Genomic DNA, 15969 nt, shown 5'->3' with positions numbered 1-15969 from the left:
AATCACGCCTCGCCACCCGCCGGAGCCTGGCCCGTCAGCATCGCCACCTTGCCCCGGTAGGCCGGCAAGCCCGTGAGCACGCCTTCGAAGTCCTCGAGCGCCTGGCCGACCTCGAGGCCGCCCTCGGATAGCTTCAGCTCGCGGATGGTGCGCTCATGCGCGTTGACCCGGCTCTTCATCACCGAGAGGGCGGTGCGAACCATGCCCTGAGCCTCGAAGAACCGGAACAGCAGGATGCCGTCGCTGAGATAGCTCAGGTCGACATCCGTTCGGACTTCGCCGACGACGCCGTGCTGGCCGAGGACCAGCAGAGTGGTGATGCCCTGCTGGTTGAAGTAGCTCAGCAACTCGTGCATCTGCAGGACCAGGAATTCCTCGCCCGGCATCGCGTGCAGGTAGGCGTTGAGGCTGTCGATGACGACGACCGACGACCCGCGCTTCTCGACCGCCTCCCTGGCCATGGCGGCGAACTCGCCCGGCGAAACCTCGGCGGGGTCGATCTGGGTGATGGTCAGCCGCCCGGATTCGACATGCGGTCTGAGATCCATGCCGAGCGTGGCCGCCCGGGTCATCAGGGTCGCGAGTCCCTCGTCGAACAGGTAGTAGGTCGCCGTCTCGCCGCGCTCCAGCGCCGCCTTCATGCACCGGACCGCGGTCGTGGTCTTGCCGACGCCGGAGGGCCCGAGCAGGAGCATGTTGGTTCCGGGTACGAGGCCGCCACCGAGCAGCAGGTCGAGCTCGGCCGATCCGGTGGACTTGGTCACCGGGTCGAAGGCAGCGTGGTGCTCGGACGCGATCAGGCGCGGGAACACCCGGATGCCGCCGGTCTCCAGGGCGAAATCGTGGTGACCGCCGCTGAACTTGATGCCGCGCATCTTCACGATGCGCAGCCGTCGTCGCTCGGACCCGTATTCGCGCGCCATCTGGTCCAGGGAGATCACGCCGTGCGCGATGCTGTGCAGCTGGACATCCCCCGTCTCCGAGGTCTTGTCGTCGAGCAGCAGCACCGTGCAGGCGCGCTTGGCGAAGAACCGCTTGAGCGCCAGGATCTGACGCCGGTAGCGCAGCGGGTTCTGAGCGAGCAGGCGCAGCTCCGAGAGACTGTCGAACACGACCCGGTCGGGCTTCGTCTCGCCGACGCGGGCAATGACGTCCTTGACGGTCTCGCCGAGTTCGAGTTCGGAGGGATGCAGGATCGATTGCTCGCTGTCGGGATCGAGGCCCATCTCGTCGACGAGCTCGTAGACGTCGATGCCGTCGAGCGACCATCCGTGCGTGGCGGCGGCGGCGCGGAGTTCGTCCGAGGTCTCGGACAAGGTGACGTAGAGCGCCCGTTCACCGCGGGCCGCCCCCTCGCGGAGGAACTGGAGCGCGATGGTGGTCTTGCCTGTGCCCGGGGTGCCCTCCAGCAGATAGAGCCGGCTCGGGGTCAGGCCGCCGCAGAGAACGTCGTCGAGACCGGGCACGCCGGTCGAGATCCGGGGCTCCTTGCCGGGCGTCCGGCGCGTTGCGGGTTCGGTCATCGCGGAGGGTCCAGGTTCCTTGGGGCCGGTGAAGACCGCCGCCCGGCACGGCAACGGTCTTCCGGTCTCTCGTGGGTGCTCGCGAACGGTATGTCGGGAGTACCGGAGAACGCGGCATACGCCGAGAGAGGGTGTCAGGATACATCCCTGGAGATTCCACGGACGACCGTCCGGCCGTCAGCTACCCGAGGTCCGGCCGTCCGCCGGTCCCTAGGTGACCTTCCCCGGCTCGTTCGCACGGCGACCGATACCGGAGGAAGGGCGAGCGTACGAGTTCGTCCGGCGATCATGCCGCGGAGATCCCGCGGGTCCTGACCTGTCGCCAAGCCGCTACGGCCGCTCGTCGGGCCTCGTACGCCATACGCTGCGGCGTCCCTGGCTCACCCCTGCCGAGGGGGCCGTAGCCGTGGAGCAGGACGCCGTCGGGCCCATGGAGCCGCTGCACCTCGGCCCGCCACGCGCGATCGGCGAGGGCCAGTCGGTGCTCGGTCTCCACCAGGCGCTGCGCGTTCATCGCGACGCTCGTTGCGGTCACTCCTGAGGCGGACACTCCCGAGGCGGTCATGGCGCCGCGAGCCGCTTGGTGTTCGCCGCCACGTGCTCGCGGTAGCGGGCGACCACCGTCTCGGGCGACCCGCCGGACGAGAGCGTCACCATCGCCTCGCCGGCCGCCGAGACTTTCTCCGTCACCATGGACTGAGCCTCGGCCCACCCCTCGGGACCGCCCCAGGCCAGCCGGACCATTCGCAGCTCGACGACCTTCTGGGCTTCGATCGCGAGCATCATCGAGGACAGCAACAGGTTGATCATGTCTCGCTCCGCACCGCGGCAGATGCGGCACGGCGTCAACCCGCCGCGATGGAGGATTGATCCGGCCCCGAAACGCAGCGCAGCCCTGCAAGCCGCCCCGTGACCAGGGGCAACCCGCGCGAGCCCGCGAGCCGACGGGCCGGGCCGGATCGTCTCATGCCGTGAGCGGCGTCGCCTCCTCGGTCGTCACCCGGAAATCCACGAGGGTGTTCGGCCCGAACGTGAGCGTCAGAGGCACGTCGGCGGCGTCGCGTCCGTAGGCGATCAGGATCCTGCCGATTCGCGAGCTGTTGTTGCGCGGATCGAAGGTGTGCCAGCGGCCGCCCAGGAAGACCTCCATCCAGGCCGCGAAATCTCCCGGAGCATGCGGCAACGGCAGACCGATGTCGCTGACGTAACCGGTGCAGTAGCGAGCCGGGATGTTGAGGCAGCGGCAGAACGCGATCGCGAGATGGGCGTAGTCGCGACAGACGCCGCGACGTTCCTCGAAAGCCTCCAGCGCCGTCCGGGTGGGCCGGGAATGCTCGTAGCCGAAGGCGATGCGATCGTGAACGTAGTCGCAGATCGCCTGCACCCGCGCCCATCCCGGCGCCATGGCGTCGAACAGGTCCCAGGCGGTCTGCGACAGGCGATCGGTCTCGCAGTACCGGCTCCCGAGCAGGTAGAGCAACGTGTCGACGGGCAGGCTGCGCACCTCCTCCTGCCGTGCGACCGTGTCGGTCATGTCCCCGTTGCCGTGGTCGCGGACGACCGTGTCGGTCTTGAGCGTGAAACGCCCGGCCGGCGCGACGAGCCGGTTGCACCAGTTCCCGAACGTGTCCCGATAGCCTTCCAGGGGCACGGCCGGCACCGTCAGCAGATAATCCGGTCGCTCAAGATCGGAGAACCGCGACGCGTGGACGTTGAGCATCGTGACGACCGGCGTGTCCTGCACGAAGTCGTAGGTCATTTCACAGCCGACGTGGATGCGCATCGCGTGTCTCCGGGGGGACGGCAGGGTCGCGCTCTCCCTGAACGCGGGTCGGCTCGCGTCTCCGGTTCACGTGGCTGCACTCGAACGATCCATGACACGAATGGGCGATCTGTACAGCACGAACGAAGAGCTTTTCCGTTCGCCGGACCGGAACGTGATCATCGAAGCCACAACCGGCCCCCGGCAGGGCAGCGGTCGGTCGCTCTCTCCCATCGCGGCATTCGCGGTGGTGGCAGGCATTTGGGCGTCGTGGTCCCCATGGGCCGAAACCCGCGACGGCGTCGGAATCCAGCCGGCACCCTTTCATGTCAAAACATGATAGAGTGGGTTTTTAGAAGGTCCCTCGATGAACCGTCAAAATAATGCAGTGGTGTTTCTGGCCACGCTGATCTGCGCGGCTGTCCTCTCCAGCACCTGGTCGAGCGCCGGAGCGCGCCCGCCCGGTGCCGGGACCGGTTCTGGGCACTCCACCGAGCGATCCGTCGATGAAGCCGCTTCCAAGGTCAAATTGGATCCCGCGAAAATCGAAGACCGCGCGAGAAAAAGAAGGGAGGCCGACCGCAGGCGCGACGAGCGCATGAACAAGCTCGGTGCCTCGATCTGCACGGGCTGCGGCGGTCCCGTCGTTCCCTTTGACCCAAGCGGAGGCGATCTGAGCATCAACGGCAGATCGAAACCGCAAAGGCGCTGAATAGTCGACAGGAGTTCGTCATGATGTGCGCAGCTGGACGAGAGGCGCGCGGAAACCATGACGACACGCCATTGGCTTCGCGCGATGGATCGGCACCGATGGTCCGTAGCCGCTTGGGCGAGATCGGGTGCCAAGCCTGTATCGCGATCGAGGAGCGGGATGTCCCCGCTCGCCGACGCGCCACTTCGTGAGACCGAGGCGATCGTCGGACCATCGCTGCATGGGTTCGATGTCGCAGCCCGGATGGCAGCGTGACGGCCACGCCCACCTCCGGCTCGAAAGCCGGCTATCGGGTATCGGCCGCCTGTCGCCGCTCCGGGACGGCGAGGCACTCAGCCGGTCGTGCGAACCCGGGCGGGCTACCGTTTCACGCCGGGCTTGCCGTTCGTCACGACCTGGCCCTTCGTACTCGGTGCAGCCGCAATGACTTTCGGGGTTTCCTTCTTCGGCTTCTTGGCTTCACGGTTTCCACGAGTTCGATCGCTAGTCATCTGGACTTCTCCGGTCAGATGTTGGGAGCCTGCGAGTCTTGCGCCTCGGGCTCGGTCGGCCCCGACAGACGCACGAAGTCGGACAATACGGCGGCGACCATGCTCTGCAAGCGAGGATCATCGCAGGAGAGCGTCGCGGCAAACCTTTCGAGCAGATACTTCGCCTTGTCGGCGGCCTCCGGCCATGTCGTCGCCTCGGCCGCGAACAGGTGGGCTTCCAGGTCGTGCTGGCGCGCGACGAGGCCCGCACGTTGCGCTTTCACCGCAGCTCGCCTGCGGCGTACCTTCGTCGCCTTCTGGGCGGCCATGCCGCGCCGTTCGTCAAGCTCGATCGGACGATCCGTCATCCAGCCAACCCTCTGTGCTGCGTTGCTGGCTCTTCGCCGCCGGGATGCGAACGCGGGTGCTCCGAGGGACCCTCTCGGACCGCCGCCGACGGAGCCGGCGGAAGGGGGTCATGGCCTCGACACCTTGATATGCGGGGCACTGGACCCACGCACGTACGTTCCTTGCGCGAACGAGGTTCAGGGACCAGGAGTGGTCATGGCTGCCGGTAACGACGCCAAAGAATTCGGGTCACGCGTGGAGCTCGTGCCGATACCGCTGAGCAAGCGCTCAATCAGCATCGTCGATTCATGGATCTGCATTGCCGCGCCTCTGATCGTCTCGAGGCTGGCTCGTCCAGGCTCGTCGGCACTCCACCAGCGACCATTGTCGATGGCTTGAAGCAGGCGGCCGATCCGTCTGTGATCCCGCTCGATTTGTTCGATAACCTCAGCACCGTAGGGCACGACTATCTCCTAGAATGAAACGATAGTGAGATCTGCTGCCAAAGGCGCACCGTGCGATCATAGGATATTTGGCCGACAGCATGAGAGCGATCATAACCGCGACGGTTTCCCTGCATGCGTGCCAGTTTCAGCCGGCCGACGGTCCTGTCGAGACGCCGCTCCTCGCGTGCAATCCTCGACAAGATGTCGCGTGCGCGATCGCAAAACACGTCCTTGGATTCGACTGTGGTTGTTCCGTTCGCACTCGGCAGTGCTCCCGGACCTGATCCTTCTGACGTGCGACGATGCAGTTCGGCCCAGGCATCCAGGTGGCGCAGGAGCCTGATGTGATCGCGTTCCTCAAGCGCCTGTTCGATGCGCCAGCCGAGCAAACGGAGCCGCAGGTTGACGATGACGGCACGCAGGGTCGATCGACCGTAATCTGGGGAACGCTGCCGGCGAGAAGGAAAGTCGGTGGGCATGGCGCCCTCCGGTGCAGTCCTGGCCCATCGCCACGACACCAGTACGTATATGGTGTGCAGTGAGCGGATAGCAACTCAAATACGAAAATACTCAAAAAATCACCGCGCGGCCAATGAAGTTGTAGGCCATGAGAATTTTTCTTACCCCACGGCTGCTGGTCATCGAAGCTGAGCAATATGGACGTCGACGATCGCGCTTCTCCAGCGAGCCCGGGACGCTATCGACGCGCAAAGCGCGTTCGAGCGGACTCCGCTCGCCGCCGTGCCAATGGGCATGAGATCGCTCAAGGGCGGCGACGATGCGAACGAACTCCGCTGCGTTCGCAAGGAAATGGCATACAGCTCCTAAGGCGTCGCAAGTCGCCAACTCATCATGATCGATTAATTATTTTAACAAAAATGCTATAGATTTTTCCTATTGAATAAAGTCGCGATGCAGACAATAATTCAGCAAGGACTCGAAGCAGCAGATTTGGCCATCTCGTGTTAGGTAACGCTGCTCTACGTTAAAATCTCAGGCTGTGTCAATCAACCATTCCGCGCTAAGAATGAGAGAGGCTGCGAATAATGCCTGCCCTGTTTCGTCGCGCATCAGCACCGCAACCTGCCGGCTTTTACCCAGACTCATTTCCTCACGCGCGATATCTGGCAGAATACGGATCGCGGCATCGCGGGCAGCATGAGCGTTAGGAAACTCGGTTCCCACGTCGTCGGGGATCAGTTGGCCGTCTTGGATGTCGAAAAAGAAACGCGGCATCGCATGCTCCGCTCGTGTAACCCGGGAGCGCGCATGTCTCACAGCCGCCAAGGGGCAAAACAGGTGTTGGCGATGATGTGCCCTTATCTCGAAAGACATCGAGGTGCATTAACATAAAGCAAACCAAGCGGATCGCAGCCGCCGCCCCGCCTCTCACAAGACCAATGCGTGAAAATTTCTGCCCGACTATGGTCGTTTTAGCTCACTAAGCGCGTTGCGTTAAGCGAACCCACCTGCCGTGAGTGACAGTGGGCGTAGCGTTCAGCGTGGGAGACGAAAAACGATGCCCATCACATACGACGAAGAATGGAAACCCGGCTCCGACAAACATTCGAGCGTGAGGCAGGTTTATCGCGATGGGAAGCGGCTCGGCCGAGTGCGATCCTGGAAGGCAGAAGATCCTGGCGAGTTGACTGGCGAGTGGTTCACTGTCGAACGATGGGAGCAGGGTCTGCATGTTCCTCAGGAAGGCATGTATGTTGATTTCCAGGAGGCCCTGGAGCAGATCGCGCTCTACACTACAACACAATGAAAATAAGTATATATATAATCTTGCTGCCTATATGTCATCTAAGCATTATTATAATTTCGATGAAGTTTATTTTTGAAAAAATTCAGCAATTGATCTATTTGAGATTCACTTTTTCACATTTGCAAATATCAGGCACGAAGGGTCCAAAACTATAAATTGCAATAAGTGGCCTAGTTCGCTCTAGTAGGTCGTGAGATCTTGCTATGCTTTCACGGGATGATTCGATTAGCCAGGTATCGTATTCCGAAGCTGTGAAGCTCTTGTGAGATGACATTGCCATGACAGCGCTCCTCGCGATGCAGGCGGGAGCGCACGTCTCTCTCGGCCACCAACGCCTACAGGTTAAAACGGCTGGCGATGGCGGCATCCTGCGCCTTCACTGCGGGTTATTCAAGTGAAATGGCACAGATTGTTTGTAACAAGATCAGGAAATTGAGTGCCGTTGGCATCTTGTTCAACGGTTCTACGACATGCAGCGAACGCATCTCGAACTTCGTCAATCAGACGCTTGTCTTCCACATCACCTTCCGCCCTTCCAGCACTAGCGGCGCGATCGAGGCAGGCGGCGAGGGGGCTGGATGAGAAAGCAAGTCGGTACTCCATCCTCCCGCTGAGCCAGTACTGTCAAACTGCGCCGCTCCGGCCATAGCCCAGACGCGCATGCGAACTTATCTTGGACGCGTGGCTCGAGAAAACTCGCTCAAAAGAGATCGGTGACCCTCAAGGATAATCCGCTTTGTCTACGATCGAGCTCACGACCTCATTGCCGCGCACATTAATGATGAGGTGCAAGCGCTTCGTTGGAATGGCTTGGCGCTCTTACATCCCCGCGCCGCGTTCAAGAAGATTTTCTCTTTTGCACATTTGCTTGTTATCTAATGAATGCTAGCAGACGATATTTTGTATTTCATTCTTAGTTTTTTTAATATCATAATTACATAATCAGCAAGCATTGTATCTTCTACATCAGATGTTTCTTCTGTATCCATTACAAAACTAGCCATGCTGTTATCATCATCAATATCTTTGAACTCAATCCAAAGCAGATTGTGACCGCAAGGAAAATTCTTGATCTGTTGTAGCACCATGATCGCGATCTGCGGCCACGTTTTCCATTCGCGTTGCATGCGCTCGTTCCGGAGGCGGCAGACACTGCTGCTCCACCGCAGGCCCGCAGTCAAATAAAAAATGCTACCTTCCTGCAATCACACCCTTATGCCGCACCCTCGATCGCCGATATTCGCCATCAAACAGAGGGCAAGGAATCGAACTAATGTCATTTAGGATCAAATTTTTTACTTACGAATGTCGATATATTATTTTCCAAAACTACACTTGCGATGGTCGTAAATCTCGCTGTTGAACCCCTCTTCGAGCACAATACAGGTGAGCTCGACACGCCTGTCATCAAGCTGGAGCAAATCTATCGAGCAGGTGTTGCGTGGTGCGATGGGCAATCGCAGCCCACTCAGAACGGAGACCGCCAAGATTCTAAATCTCTGGCGGCCTTTGTGCTGCCGGAACCGGACTAGCACCCGAACATTGACCCCGCAGTCACACCAGCCTGCCGCCTCATGGCCGCTCGGCTGGCGTCACCGGCGGGCCGGGTCTCCGTAACGGGGAAAACGCTCCCGGTCCGCCGCGCGGTCGGCGTTCTGCCTAAGTCGTGTTCAATTCTGGACAAGCTAGATTTTCCCGCAGGACGCAGGTCCGGTGCGTGATATGTGACCACCCGCACCTGCAGAGAGTTTCCCGCCTCGGCAATGATTGGTGGTAATACGCTGCAAACTCGACTTGTCTCGATCGCGAGGATCACCGGTTCCGGCAGCGGCCGCGTGATGAGGACTTGCTCGCCCGCGTTTCGTCGCATTGATGGTGCCGACGGTAGCCCGCCGCAACCACGACACGGCCAATATTCAGGATACCAACCTGGCGGCGCGCTGCCAGCGCTGTCACATGTTGCGCAATCGCGATAAGCATCAGAGCTGCCACTGGCTCACTCTGTTTCGGCGCAAAGCCATGGGTGACATGTACAGGGACGCTACCGACTTGCCTCAACTCGGCCGAGCCGACTCGATCACTCCGGTGGCGGCTCCTGGTCAAAACGTTAGGAACGGGACATTCATCAGTGCCAAGGTAGCTATGGCGGAGGAACGTGGCGAGGGAACATGTCAGACAGCCAACGAGAAGCGGTGCGCCAGAAGGCGCTCGCTGAGATCGCGCTGCTCGACACGGCCCCGGAACGCGAGTTCGACGCTCTGGCGAAGCTCGCTCAGCGCATGCTCGGCACCCGCATGTCCTCGATCACGCTCATCGACCCTGAACGGCAATGGTTCAAGGCGCGATGCGGTCCCTTGGCGTCCGAGACGCCTCGTGCCGGAGCATTTTGCCCGGTTGTCTTCGAGACCGAAGCACCTTTGACCGTGGCCGATGCTCGACTCGATCCACGCTTCGCGTCGAGTCCGTTTGTCATTGGCGCCCCTAACATCTGCTACTATGCCGGGGTGCCCGTCCGGGTCATGCAGACCGGCGGTGATGCGGTCGTCGTCGGCACCCTCTGCGTGCTGGACGATAAGCCTCGTGAACCCTGCGCCTCTGATGTGGAGGTTCTCTCGGAACTGGCCTGCATGGCCGAAGCGCTTCTTGAGGCGAGAATGGCCGCGTTACATGCGGCCGAAGCGGCCGAGGATAGACGCCTGACCGTCGAGCACCTCGAGCGCGAGCGGCGGCAGTTCAAACAGGCGGAGCGCATGGCCGTGATGGGCTCCTGGCGCTACGATCTCGGACTCCGCGCCGCGACCTGGTCAGACGGCATCTTCGCGATCCATGAGCTGCCCGTGAGCGGCGGTGTGCCGAATGACGAGATTATGAGCTTCTTTCCGGAGCCGGATAGAAGCGCGTTTCTTGCCGCGGTGATGCGCACGCTCAACACGGGTCTGCCCTTCGAGCTGGATGCTGACTTGATGACGGCAAAGGGCAACCGCCGACGAGTTCGCTGCCTCGCGGAGATCGAGGTGTCGAAGGGAAGGCCTGTCGCGCTGATGGGCCTGCTTCAGGATATCACCGAGCAGTATCATATGGAGCAAAAGCTACGACAGACCGCTCGCACCGACGATCTTACTCAGCTATCCAACCGGGCGGAGTTCAACCGGGTTTTGGACAGCCGCCTGCGGGAAGCCGACGCCAGGAATACGGAATTTGCGGTGCTGTTGATCGATCTCGATGGCTTCAAGGACGTGAACGACGCTTTGGGGCACGCCGCAGGCGACGAAGTGCTGCGCCGCGTGGCGGACCAACTCCGTGCCGAGTACCTGAGTTCATGTATTCCGGCACGGCTTGGAGGCGACGAGTTCGCCGTTCTGGTCCCGCCGACGGTGGGTCGAGTAGCCATTGAGGCCCTGGTCCAAAGGCTGCTTCACAGCCTCCGCATCGTGGCGGATGGGCCTGGGCAAATTGCGAGCGTCACGGGGACGATCGGGGTTGCTTGGTCTGGTGGGGAAGCGCGGAGCCGAACAGAACTCCTTCGTAACGCAGATACGGCTCTCTACGAGGCCAAGCGCACGTGCAAGGGTACCGCCTGCACCTATTCGGGGGCATCAGATCGCCGCACCGCCGGCTGAACAAGGGCGTCAAACGGTATCCAAACGGGGTTCATCCGCACTTTCAGCGCTGATGACACGCCGTCCGATGAACTGCCGTCGGTCTCGGTGGAGATCAGGAACTGTGCGACCGATCATACGACCTTGATCAGAGGTCCGAAAGTCGGTGCATCACCGTCCGGCCGGGCAGAGGAGGGGAGGATGTCGTCTCTCCTACCGGCGCGCATAGCATCACAGGTCCCGGTTCGTCTCCATTCCCTGAGCAGGTCAGAGGCGTCCTGGGCGGTGGCCCCGGACGCCGCCCTCGTCGGTTTCGTCGGGGCATCGGTTCGCCCCGGGGCCGGGGCTAGCCCATGACCTGTGCGGCGATGCCGTTGAGGGCCTTGACGATATCGTCCGGCGGGTATGGCTTGGCGAAGAACAAGCCATTGTCGGGCAAATCCTCCTTGGTCATCTTGCGCCGCCCCGACGTGACCATGATGGCGACCGGGGGCCAGCGCTCCCGCACGGCGTGGGCCAGCTTCAAGCCGTCCATCGAGCCCTCCATCTCGATGTCGGTGAACAGGACGCGGATCTCGGAATGGCGTTCGAGGAGTCGGATGGCCTGGTCGGCGTTCCGTGCCTCATAGGTCGTGAAGCCCGCCTCGATGCAGAGGTCGACGGCCTCGGCCCGAAGCAGGGCGTCGTCCTCGACGACGAGGACGGCGACGTCGGCCGGATTGAAGGACTGTCCCATTATGCAACCCGAACCATCATGCCTCGACCGCGATGCTGCCGGGCACGCCCGTCAGCCTGAACCTGATGCCTGCCGGGTCGAAATCCAGGTGGCCCTCCCCCTCGAAATAGGCTGCCACGATCCGTTCGATTAACTTGGAGCCGAAGCCCCGGCTCCCGGGCGGGACGACGGGAGGCCCGCCGGTCTCGACCCAATCGAAGGCGAACGCGCCATCCTCGAACCGCCACGACATCGCGACGCGGCCGGCCTCGTTCGACAGGGCGCCGTACTTGACCGCGTTGGTTGCCAACTCGTGGACCGCGAGCGAGAGGCCGAGCGCCCGCTGCGAGGTGAGGATCAGGGGCGGGCCGGACCAGGAGATGCGATCCCCGACGACTCGGTACGGGTCGATGGCGGCCGCGACGACGTCATGGATGTCGGCCTCTGTGAAGTTTGATCGGATGAGGATGTCCTGCGCCCGGCCGAGGGCGGACAGGCGCTGTCCCACCGCCGCGCGGGCCTCTTCCATCGACTTCGCTTGGCGCAGCGTCTGGGTGACGATGGCCTGCACCATGGCGAGCGAGTTCTTCATGCGATGGGCCAGTTCCTGAGCCAGCACTGCGCGCGCCTCCTCCGCCACCTTCAGGTCGGTGATGTCGCGCGAGATCGACAGGATGCGCTCGGGCTTCCCATCCGCTCCCACGATCGGGGAGACCTGCACGTCCCAATACCGGCGGTTGCCCTTCATCGTGTCGGCGTAGCCCTGGAATCCGGACGCAACGCCCGCCCTGGCCGCGGCAATGGCTTCCTTGGCGGCGAGGTTGCCCTCGCCTTCCCAGAAGCTCGGCCAGGGACACCCGGCGACGGCGTTGAAGTCAGAGACATCCATGACGCGCTTGCCGCCCTCGCTCATGTAGGTGAGCCTGGCGTCGAGGTCGAGCACCTTGATACAGTCGCTGGAGGCGGCGAGCACCCCGCGCATGAAGGATTCGCTCTCGCGCAACTGCTCCAAGGCGCGATGCCTCGCGGTCGCGTCGGCGGCCATGCCGAACCATTCCGTGACGCGGCCCTCGCTGTCTCTCACGGGGACCGCGCGTGAGAAGATCCAGCCCGTGCTCCCGTCGGCGAGGCGCACCCGGTGCTCCATCTCGAAGGGCTCGGTCCGCGCGACCGCCGTCGCGATCCTGTCGCTGACGTCGGTCCGGTCCTCCGGGAGCAGGTATTCGTCCATCCAGCGCACGCTCGGCGCGTCGGCATCGGTGATGAAGCCGCGACCCTGCAAGGTGCGCATCTCCTGCCAATCCGGGCTCATCGAGTACAGGCTATCCGAACTCGCCTCGACCAGCGCCGCCAACCGCTTCTCGCTCGCGCGCAACCGTTCAACGGCCGCGTCGCGCTCCCGCTGCGCGACGACCCGGGCCGTGCAGTCGGATGTCACGTTGAGCAGGCCGACGACTTCGCTTCGCTCGTCGCCAACGGGCGAATAGGCGAAGTCGTACCAGACCTGCTCCTCGAAGCCGTTGCGCATCATCGTGAGGGGCTGGTCGCGGAAGGCGCAGCTTTCCCCTCGGAAGGTTCGGTCGATCAGGGGGACGAGGTCGTCCCACAGTTCCGGCCATACGTCCTCGGTCCGGAGGCCCAGGGCGCTGGGGTGGCGCGCTCCCAGAATCTCGGCATAGCCGTCGTTGTAGAGGAAGATGCGCTCAGGTCCCCACATGACGCACATCGGGTGCAGCGACGCGAGCATCAGGTCGACCGTGGTACGCAAAACCGCGGGCCAGGTCTCCCGCTTCCCCAAAGGCGTCGACGCCCAGTCGTAAAGACGGAAAAGGTCCGCCATCCGCAGTGAACCGGTCCGTCCAGCATCCGTGCCAAGCTTGGCGTGTCGCATCATGCCTCGTCTCGCGAGATACCCCGTTCGGCGAGCGACCCGCCTGCACCATCTCTAGACGGTCACCGGCGCGCCAGGAAGGGAGGTGCGCCCACCTCTTCGTGAGGCGGGCTGCCCGGACTCGGCGACACGCCAACGCTTCCATGCCCCGGCGATCTCCCGGAGAAGGGCTTCGAGAATCCCTGCCGGCGCGACAAGGTCTCGGACGCGATGCGGCACAGGAAGGCCGCCCAAGGTCAAAACCCAACTCGCTTGACTGTAAGAGGGTCTACTCCCGACCGTTCGGGCTTTTGGGGTGCCCGCTTCGCGGCCATCCCGCCGCATTCCTCCTTCCGGGTCCGGGGTGTCCGGTTGGCAACCTTTGACGGTCTCACCCGAGCGTGACAGACCGTTGGCATGCCGAACACGCCGACCCGCAACGTCTCCCTGGCGACCGAGTTGACCACCTTCATCAACGCTCAGGTCGCATCGGGTGACCACTCGAACGCGAACGAGGTGGCGCGAGCCGGACTGCGCCTTCTCATCGAGGGTGACCATGCTCCGACCACGGATGGGCGCCCGGCAGCCCACGAAGCGGCCCGTGCAGACCATCGTCCGGGTCGCTGATCGATGGCCGACCCTCGACCTGCCTCGACGCTCCTTCAAGGCTTCCTCACCGACGTCGTCGCGGTCGAGAGCATCGCGGCCGTGCCCACGATCCTCGACGTGGTGTGCCAAACCACCGGAATGGGGTTCGCTGCCATCGCGCGCGTCACCGATGACCGCTGGGTCGCCTGCGCCGTCAAGGATGACATCGCCTTCGGCCTCGAGCCTGGCGGTGAGTTGAGCCTCGAGACGACCATCTGCCACGAGATCCGGCAGAGCGGAACCGCGGTCGTGATCGACCACGTGGCCGAGGACCCGGCCTTCTGCGGCCACCACACGCCCGCCCGCTACGGATTCCAGAGCTACATCTCCATGCCCATCGTGCTGCCCGACGGCACGTTCTTCGGCACGCTCTGCGCCATCGACCCCAAGCCCGCCAAGCTGAACACGCCCGCCATCGTTGGCATGTTCAAGATGTTTGCCGACCTGATCGGCTTCCACCTCGATGCCAACCAGAGCCTCGCCTCGCGTACCGCCGAGCGCGACCTGTACGAGAACATCGTCCAGTCCGACACCGCGCCGATCTGCGTCTTCGACACGGAGTATCGGCTGATCGCCTTCAACAAGGCCCACAACGACGAGTTTTTCCGCGTCAACGGCTTCACCACGAAGGTCGGCGACATCTTCCCCGACCTGTTCATCCCCGAGCAAGCCGCCGTGATGCGCGCCAACATGGCCCGGGCGCTGGCCGGTGAAGCGTACAAGGTCGAAGCGGTCTTCGGCCGGGCCGAGTTCGGCCAGCCATGCTGGGAGATCACCTACACGCCCCTGCGCGATGCGGCGGGCAAGGTCTTCGGCGCCTTCCACCAAGCTCACGACATCAGCGCGCGGCTCAGGGCGGAAGCTGAGCTTCAGGATGCGCAGGACGTGTTGCGCCAGTCGCAGAAGCTGGAGGTTATCGGCCAGCTCACCGGCGGCGTGGCGCACGACTTCAACAACCTGCTTACGGTCATCAAGTCCTCCACCGACCTCCTGAAGCGCCCGGATCTCGCAGAGGCACGGCGCGGCCGCTACATCGAGGCGATCTCCGACACGGTGGATCGCGCCGCGAAGCTGACCGGCCAGCTCCTCGCCTTCGCACGGCGGCAGACACTCCAACCCAAGGTGTTCGCAGCCTGCGACAGCGTGCGGGTACTCTCCGAAATGCTAGGCACGCTCACCGGCTCGCGCATCAGGGTCGTGACCGAGCTGCCGGAGAACGACTGCTTCGTGAACGCTGACCCGAACCAGTTCGACACGGCGCTGGTGAACATGGCCGTGAATGCGCGCGACGCGATGGAGGGCGAGGGGCAACTCACCGTTCGCGTGCGGGCCGTCGAACGGATGCCACCCGTGCGCGCCCACCCTGCGATGGATGGACCGTTCGTGGCGGTGTCGATCAGCGATACCGGCGTCGGCATGACACCGGAGACGCTGGGACGGATCTTCGAGCCGTTCTTCACCACCAAGGCGGTCGGGCAGGGCACCGGCCTTGGGCTCAGCCAGGTGTTCGGCTTCGCCAAGCAGTCACAGGGCGAGGTCGTGGTGGAGAGCGTGGTCGGGCAAGGTACGACCTTCACACTCTATCTTCCCCGCGTGGGTGGCGCGATCCAGGCCCCGGAACGGGGCGAGCCGACGCCCGTGGTGGATGGCCATGGCACCTGCGTGCTTGTGGTCGAGGACAACGTGGAGGTGGGCACGTTCGCCACGCAGGCTCTGGCCGAACTTGGCTTTGCCACGGTCTGGGCGGCCGATGCCGGGGAAGCTCTGGCGGAGCTGGCCGACGACGCGGGTCGGTTCGACGTGGTGTTCACGGACGTGATGATGCCCGGCATGAACGGCGTTGATCTCGCCCGTGAGATCCGGCGTCGTCATCCCGGTTTGCCCGTCATCCTGACCTCCGGCTACAGCCACGTTCTGGCCCAGACCGGCACCGGCGGGTTCGAACTTCTGCAGAAACCCTACTCGGTCGAACAGCTCTCGCGCACCTTGCAGGCGGTCGCCAGGCTCGACCACCCCAATCGCATCGGCGACGAGTAGCGTCCGGCAACAAGCTGCAGCCCATTTCGACTGTCCACTCCGAGCAGTCCTTCGCCCACGGTGGCCCCTCG

Annotated in this window: 16 protein-coding genes; 6 read left to right on the top strand and 10 right to left on the bottom strand. The window is 63.2% G+C overall.

The genetic code is table 11. The features are described from left to right. Positions 1-2 precede the first annotated feature (2 nt). The 3 genes from AC3AOF_RS23690 to AC3AOF_RS23680 form a co-directional block, all read right to left on the bottom strand. Positions 3-1523 carry an ATPase domain-containing protein gene (locus tag AC3AOF_RS23690; protein WP_488346679.1) on the bottom strand — a complete coding sequence of 507 codons (1521 nt, stop codon included), beginning with the start codon at positions 1521-1523 and terminating at the stop codon, positions 3-5. Positions 1524-2084: 561 nt separating this feature from the next. Then, positions 2085-2333, bottom strand: a complete 249-nt coding sequence (locus tag AC3AOF_RS23685; protein WP_488346678.1) for a hypothetical protein — start codon at positions 2331-2333, stop codon at positions 2085-2087. A 154-nt stretch (positions 2334-2487) separates the two neighbouring features. After that, positions 2488-3306 (bottom strand): transglutaminase-like domain-containing protein, encoded by an 819-nt coding sequence (locus AC3AOF_RS23680; RefSeq protein ID WP_488346677.1) that lies wholly within the window; start codon positions 3304-3306, stop codon positions 2488-2490. Between the two features lie 100 nt (positions 3307-3406). Between AC3AOF_RS23680 and AC3AOF_RS23675 the strand changes: the two genes are divergently transcribed. Together AC3AOF_RS23675 and AC3AOF_RS23670 are read left to right on the top strand one after the other, a co-directional pair. Further along, on the top strand, positions 3407-3625 hold the full coding sequence (locus tag AC3AOF_RS23675) for a hypothetical protein (protein WP_135414728.1): 219 nt from the start codon (positions 3407-3409) through the stop codon (positions 3623-3625). Positions 3626-3652: 27 nt separating this feature from the next. Beyond that, positions 3653-3997 carry a hypothetical protein gene (locus AC3AOF_RS23670; protein ID WP_135414727.1) on the top strand — a complete coding sequence of 115 codons (345 nt, stop codon included), beginning with the start codon at positions 3653-3655 and terminating at the stop codon, positions 3995-3997. Between the two features lie 505 nt (positions 3998-4502). On the opposite strand, the gene AC3AOF_RS23665 is transcribed toward AC3AOF_RS23670, so the two are convergent. The 4 genes from AC3AOF_RS23665 to AC3AOF_RS23650 all read right to left on the bottom strand — a co-directional run bounded on the left by AC3AOF_RS23665 (position 4503) and on the right by AC3AOF_RS23650 (position 6497). Continuing rightward, the gene (locus tag AC3AOF_RS23665) at positions 4503-4835 is read right to left on the bottom strand and encodes a hypothetical protein (protein ID WP_488346676.1); all 333 of its coding nucleotides are present in this window, start codon (positions 4833-4835) and stop codon (positions 4503-4505) included. A gap of 177 nt (positions 4836-5012) precedes the next feature. Continuing rightward, positions 5013-5279, bottom strand: a complete 267-nt coding sequence (locus tag AC3AOF_RS23660) for a hypothetical protein (RefSeq protein WP_488346675.1) — start codon at positions 5277-5279, stop codon at positions 5013-5015. 2 nt (positions 5280-5281) lie between these two features. Continuing rightward, complete coding sequence (locus AC3AOF_RS23655) at positions 5282-5740, bottom strand: hypothetical protein (RefSeq protein WP_488346674.1); 459 nt, start codon at positions 5738-5740, stop codon at positions 5282-5284. Positions 5741-6254: 514 nt separating this feature from the next. After that, positions 6255-6497, bottom strand: coding sequence for a DUF6894 family protein (locus AC3AOF_RS23650; RefSeq protein WP_135414723.1), 243 nt, complete (start codon positions 6495-6497; stop codon positions 6255-6257). 283 nt (positions 6498-6780) lie between these two features. On the opposite strand from AC3AOF_RS23650, the gene AC3AOF_RS23645 reads away from it, so the two are divergent. Next, positions 6781-7029 (top strand): hypothetical protein, encoded by a 249-nt coding sequence (locus AC3AOF_RS23645; RefSeq protein WP_236988557.1) that lies wholly within the window; start codon positions 6781-6783, stop codon positions 7027-7029. A gap of 875 nt (positions 7030-7904) precedes the next feature. Here the strand turns inward: AC3AOF_RS23645 and AC3AOF_RS23640 are convergent. After that, on the bottom strand, positions 7905-8156 hold the full coding sequence (locus AC3AOF_RS23640; protein WP_488346673.1) for a hypothetical protein: 252 nt from the start codon (positions 8154-8156) through the stop codon (positions 7905-7907). A gap of 1041 nt (positions 8157-9197) precedes the next feature. Between AC3AOF_RS23640 and AC3AOF_RS23635 the strand changes: the two genes are divergently transcribed. Continuing rightward, a complete protein-coding gene (locus AC3AOF_RS23635) occupies positions 9198-10649 on the top strand; it encodes a sensor domain-containing diguanylate cyclase (protein ID WP_488346672.1) in 1452 nt (483 codons plus the stop codon). Positions 10650-10974: 325 nt separating this feature from the next. On the opposite strand, the gene AC3AOF_RS23630 is transcribed toward AC3AOF_RS23635, so the two are convergent. Then, positions 10975-11364, bottom strand: coding sequence for a response regulator (locus AC3AOF_RS23630; protein ID WP_488346671.1), 390 nt, complete (start codon positions 11362-11364; stop codon positions 10975-10977). 16 nt (positions 11365-11380) lie between these two features. Next, entirely contained in the window at positions 11381-13237 is a 1857-nt protein-coding gene (locus AC3AOF_RS23625; protein WP_488346670.1) for a PAS domain-containing sensor histidine kinase, read from the bottom strand. 393 nt (positions 13238-13630) lie between these two features. On the opposite strand from AC3AOF_RS23625, the gene AC3AOF_RS23620 reads away from it, so the two are divergent. After that, positions 13631-13840 (top strand): ribbon-helix-helix domain-containing protein, encoded by a 210-nt coding sequence (locus tag AC3AOF_RS23620; RefSeq protein ID WP_135414716.1) that lies wholly within the window; start codon positions 13631-13633, stop codon positions 13838-13840. Positions 13841-13843: 3 nt separating this feature from the next. Next, positions 13844-15898, top strand: coding sequence for an ATP-binding protein (locus AC3AOF_RS23615; protein ID WP_488346669.1), 2055 nt, complete (start codon positions 13844-13846; stop codon positions 15896-15898). The last annotated feature ends 71 nt before the right edge of the window (positions 15899-15969 follow it).

It is taken from the genome of Methylobacterium sp. 142-1Y, assembly GCF_057747795.1.
This window is presented reverse-complemented; position numbering and strand designations above follow the sequence as displayed.

Coding starts and splice junctions, on each gene's coding strand:
- AC3AOF_RS23620 (WP_135414716.1), top strand. CDS start 13,631: ATGCCGAACACGCCGACCCGCAACGTCTCCCTGGCGACCGAGTTGACC.
- AC3AOF_RS23655 (WP_488346674.1), bottom strand. CDS start 5,740: ATGCCCACCGACTTTCCTTCTCGCCGGCAGCGTTCCCCAGATTACGGT.
- AC3AOF_RS23665 (WP_488346676.1), bottom strand. CDS start 4,835: ATGACGGATCGTCCGATCGAGCTTGACGAACGGCGCGGCATGGCCGCC.
- AC3AOF_RS23650 (WP_135414723.1), bottom strand. CDS start 6,497: ATGCCGCGTTTCTTTTTCGACATCCAAGACGGCCAACTGATCCCCGAC.
- AC3AOF_RS23670 (WP_135414727.1), top strand. CDS start 3,653: ATGAACCGTCAAAATAATGCAGTGGTGTTTCTGGCCACGCTGATCTGC.
- AC3AOF_RS23645 (WP_236988557.1), top strand. CDS start 6,781: ATGCCCATCACATACGACGAAGAATGGAAACCCGGCTCCGACAAACAT.
- AC3AOF_RS23680 (WP_488346677.1), bottom strand. CDS start 3,306: ATGCGCATCCACGTCGGCTGTGAAATGACCTACGACTTCGTGCAGGAC.
- AC3AOF_RS23685 (WP_488346678.1), bottom strand. CDS start 2,333: ATGATCAACCTGTTGCTGTCCTCGATGATGCTCGCGATCGAAGCCCAG.
- AC3AOF_RS23625 (WP_488346670.1), bottom strand. CDS start 13,237: ATGATGCGACACGCCAAGCTTGGCACGGATGCTGGACGGACCGGTTCA.
- AC3AOF_RS23675 (WP_135414728.1), top strand. CDS start 3,407: ATGGGCGATCTGTACAGCACGAACGAAGAGCTTTTCCGTTCGCCGGAC.
- AC3AOF_RS23635 (WP_488346672.1), top strand. CDS start 9,198: ATGTCAGACAGCCAACGAGAAGCGGTGCGCCAGAAGGCGCTCGCTGAG.
- AC3AOF_RS23630 (WP_488346671.1), bottom strand. CDS start 11,364: ATGGGACAGTCCTTCAATCCGGCCGACGTCGCCGTCCTCGTCGTCGAG.
- AC3AOF_RS23640 (WP_488346673.1), bottom strand. CDS start 8,156: ATGCAACGCGAATGGAAAACGTGGCCGCAGATCGCGATCATGGTGCTA.
- AC3AOF_RS23615 (WP_488346669.1), top strand. CDS start 13,844: ATGGCCGACCCTCGACCTGCCTCGACGCTCCTTCAAGGCTTCCTCACC.
- AC3AOF_RS23690 (WP_488346679.1), bottom strand. CDS start 1,523: ATGACCGAACCCGCAACGCGCCGGACGCCCGGCAAGGAGCCCCGGATC.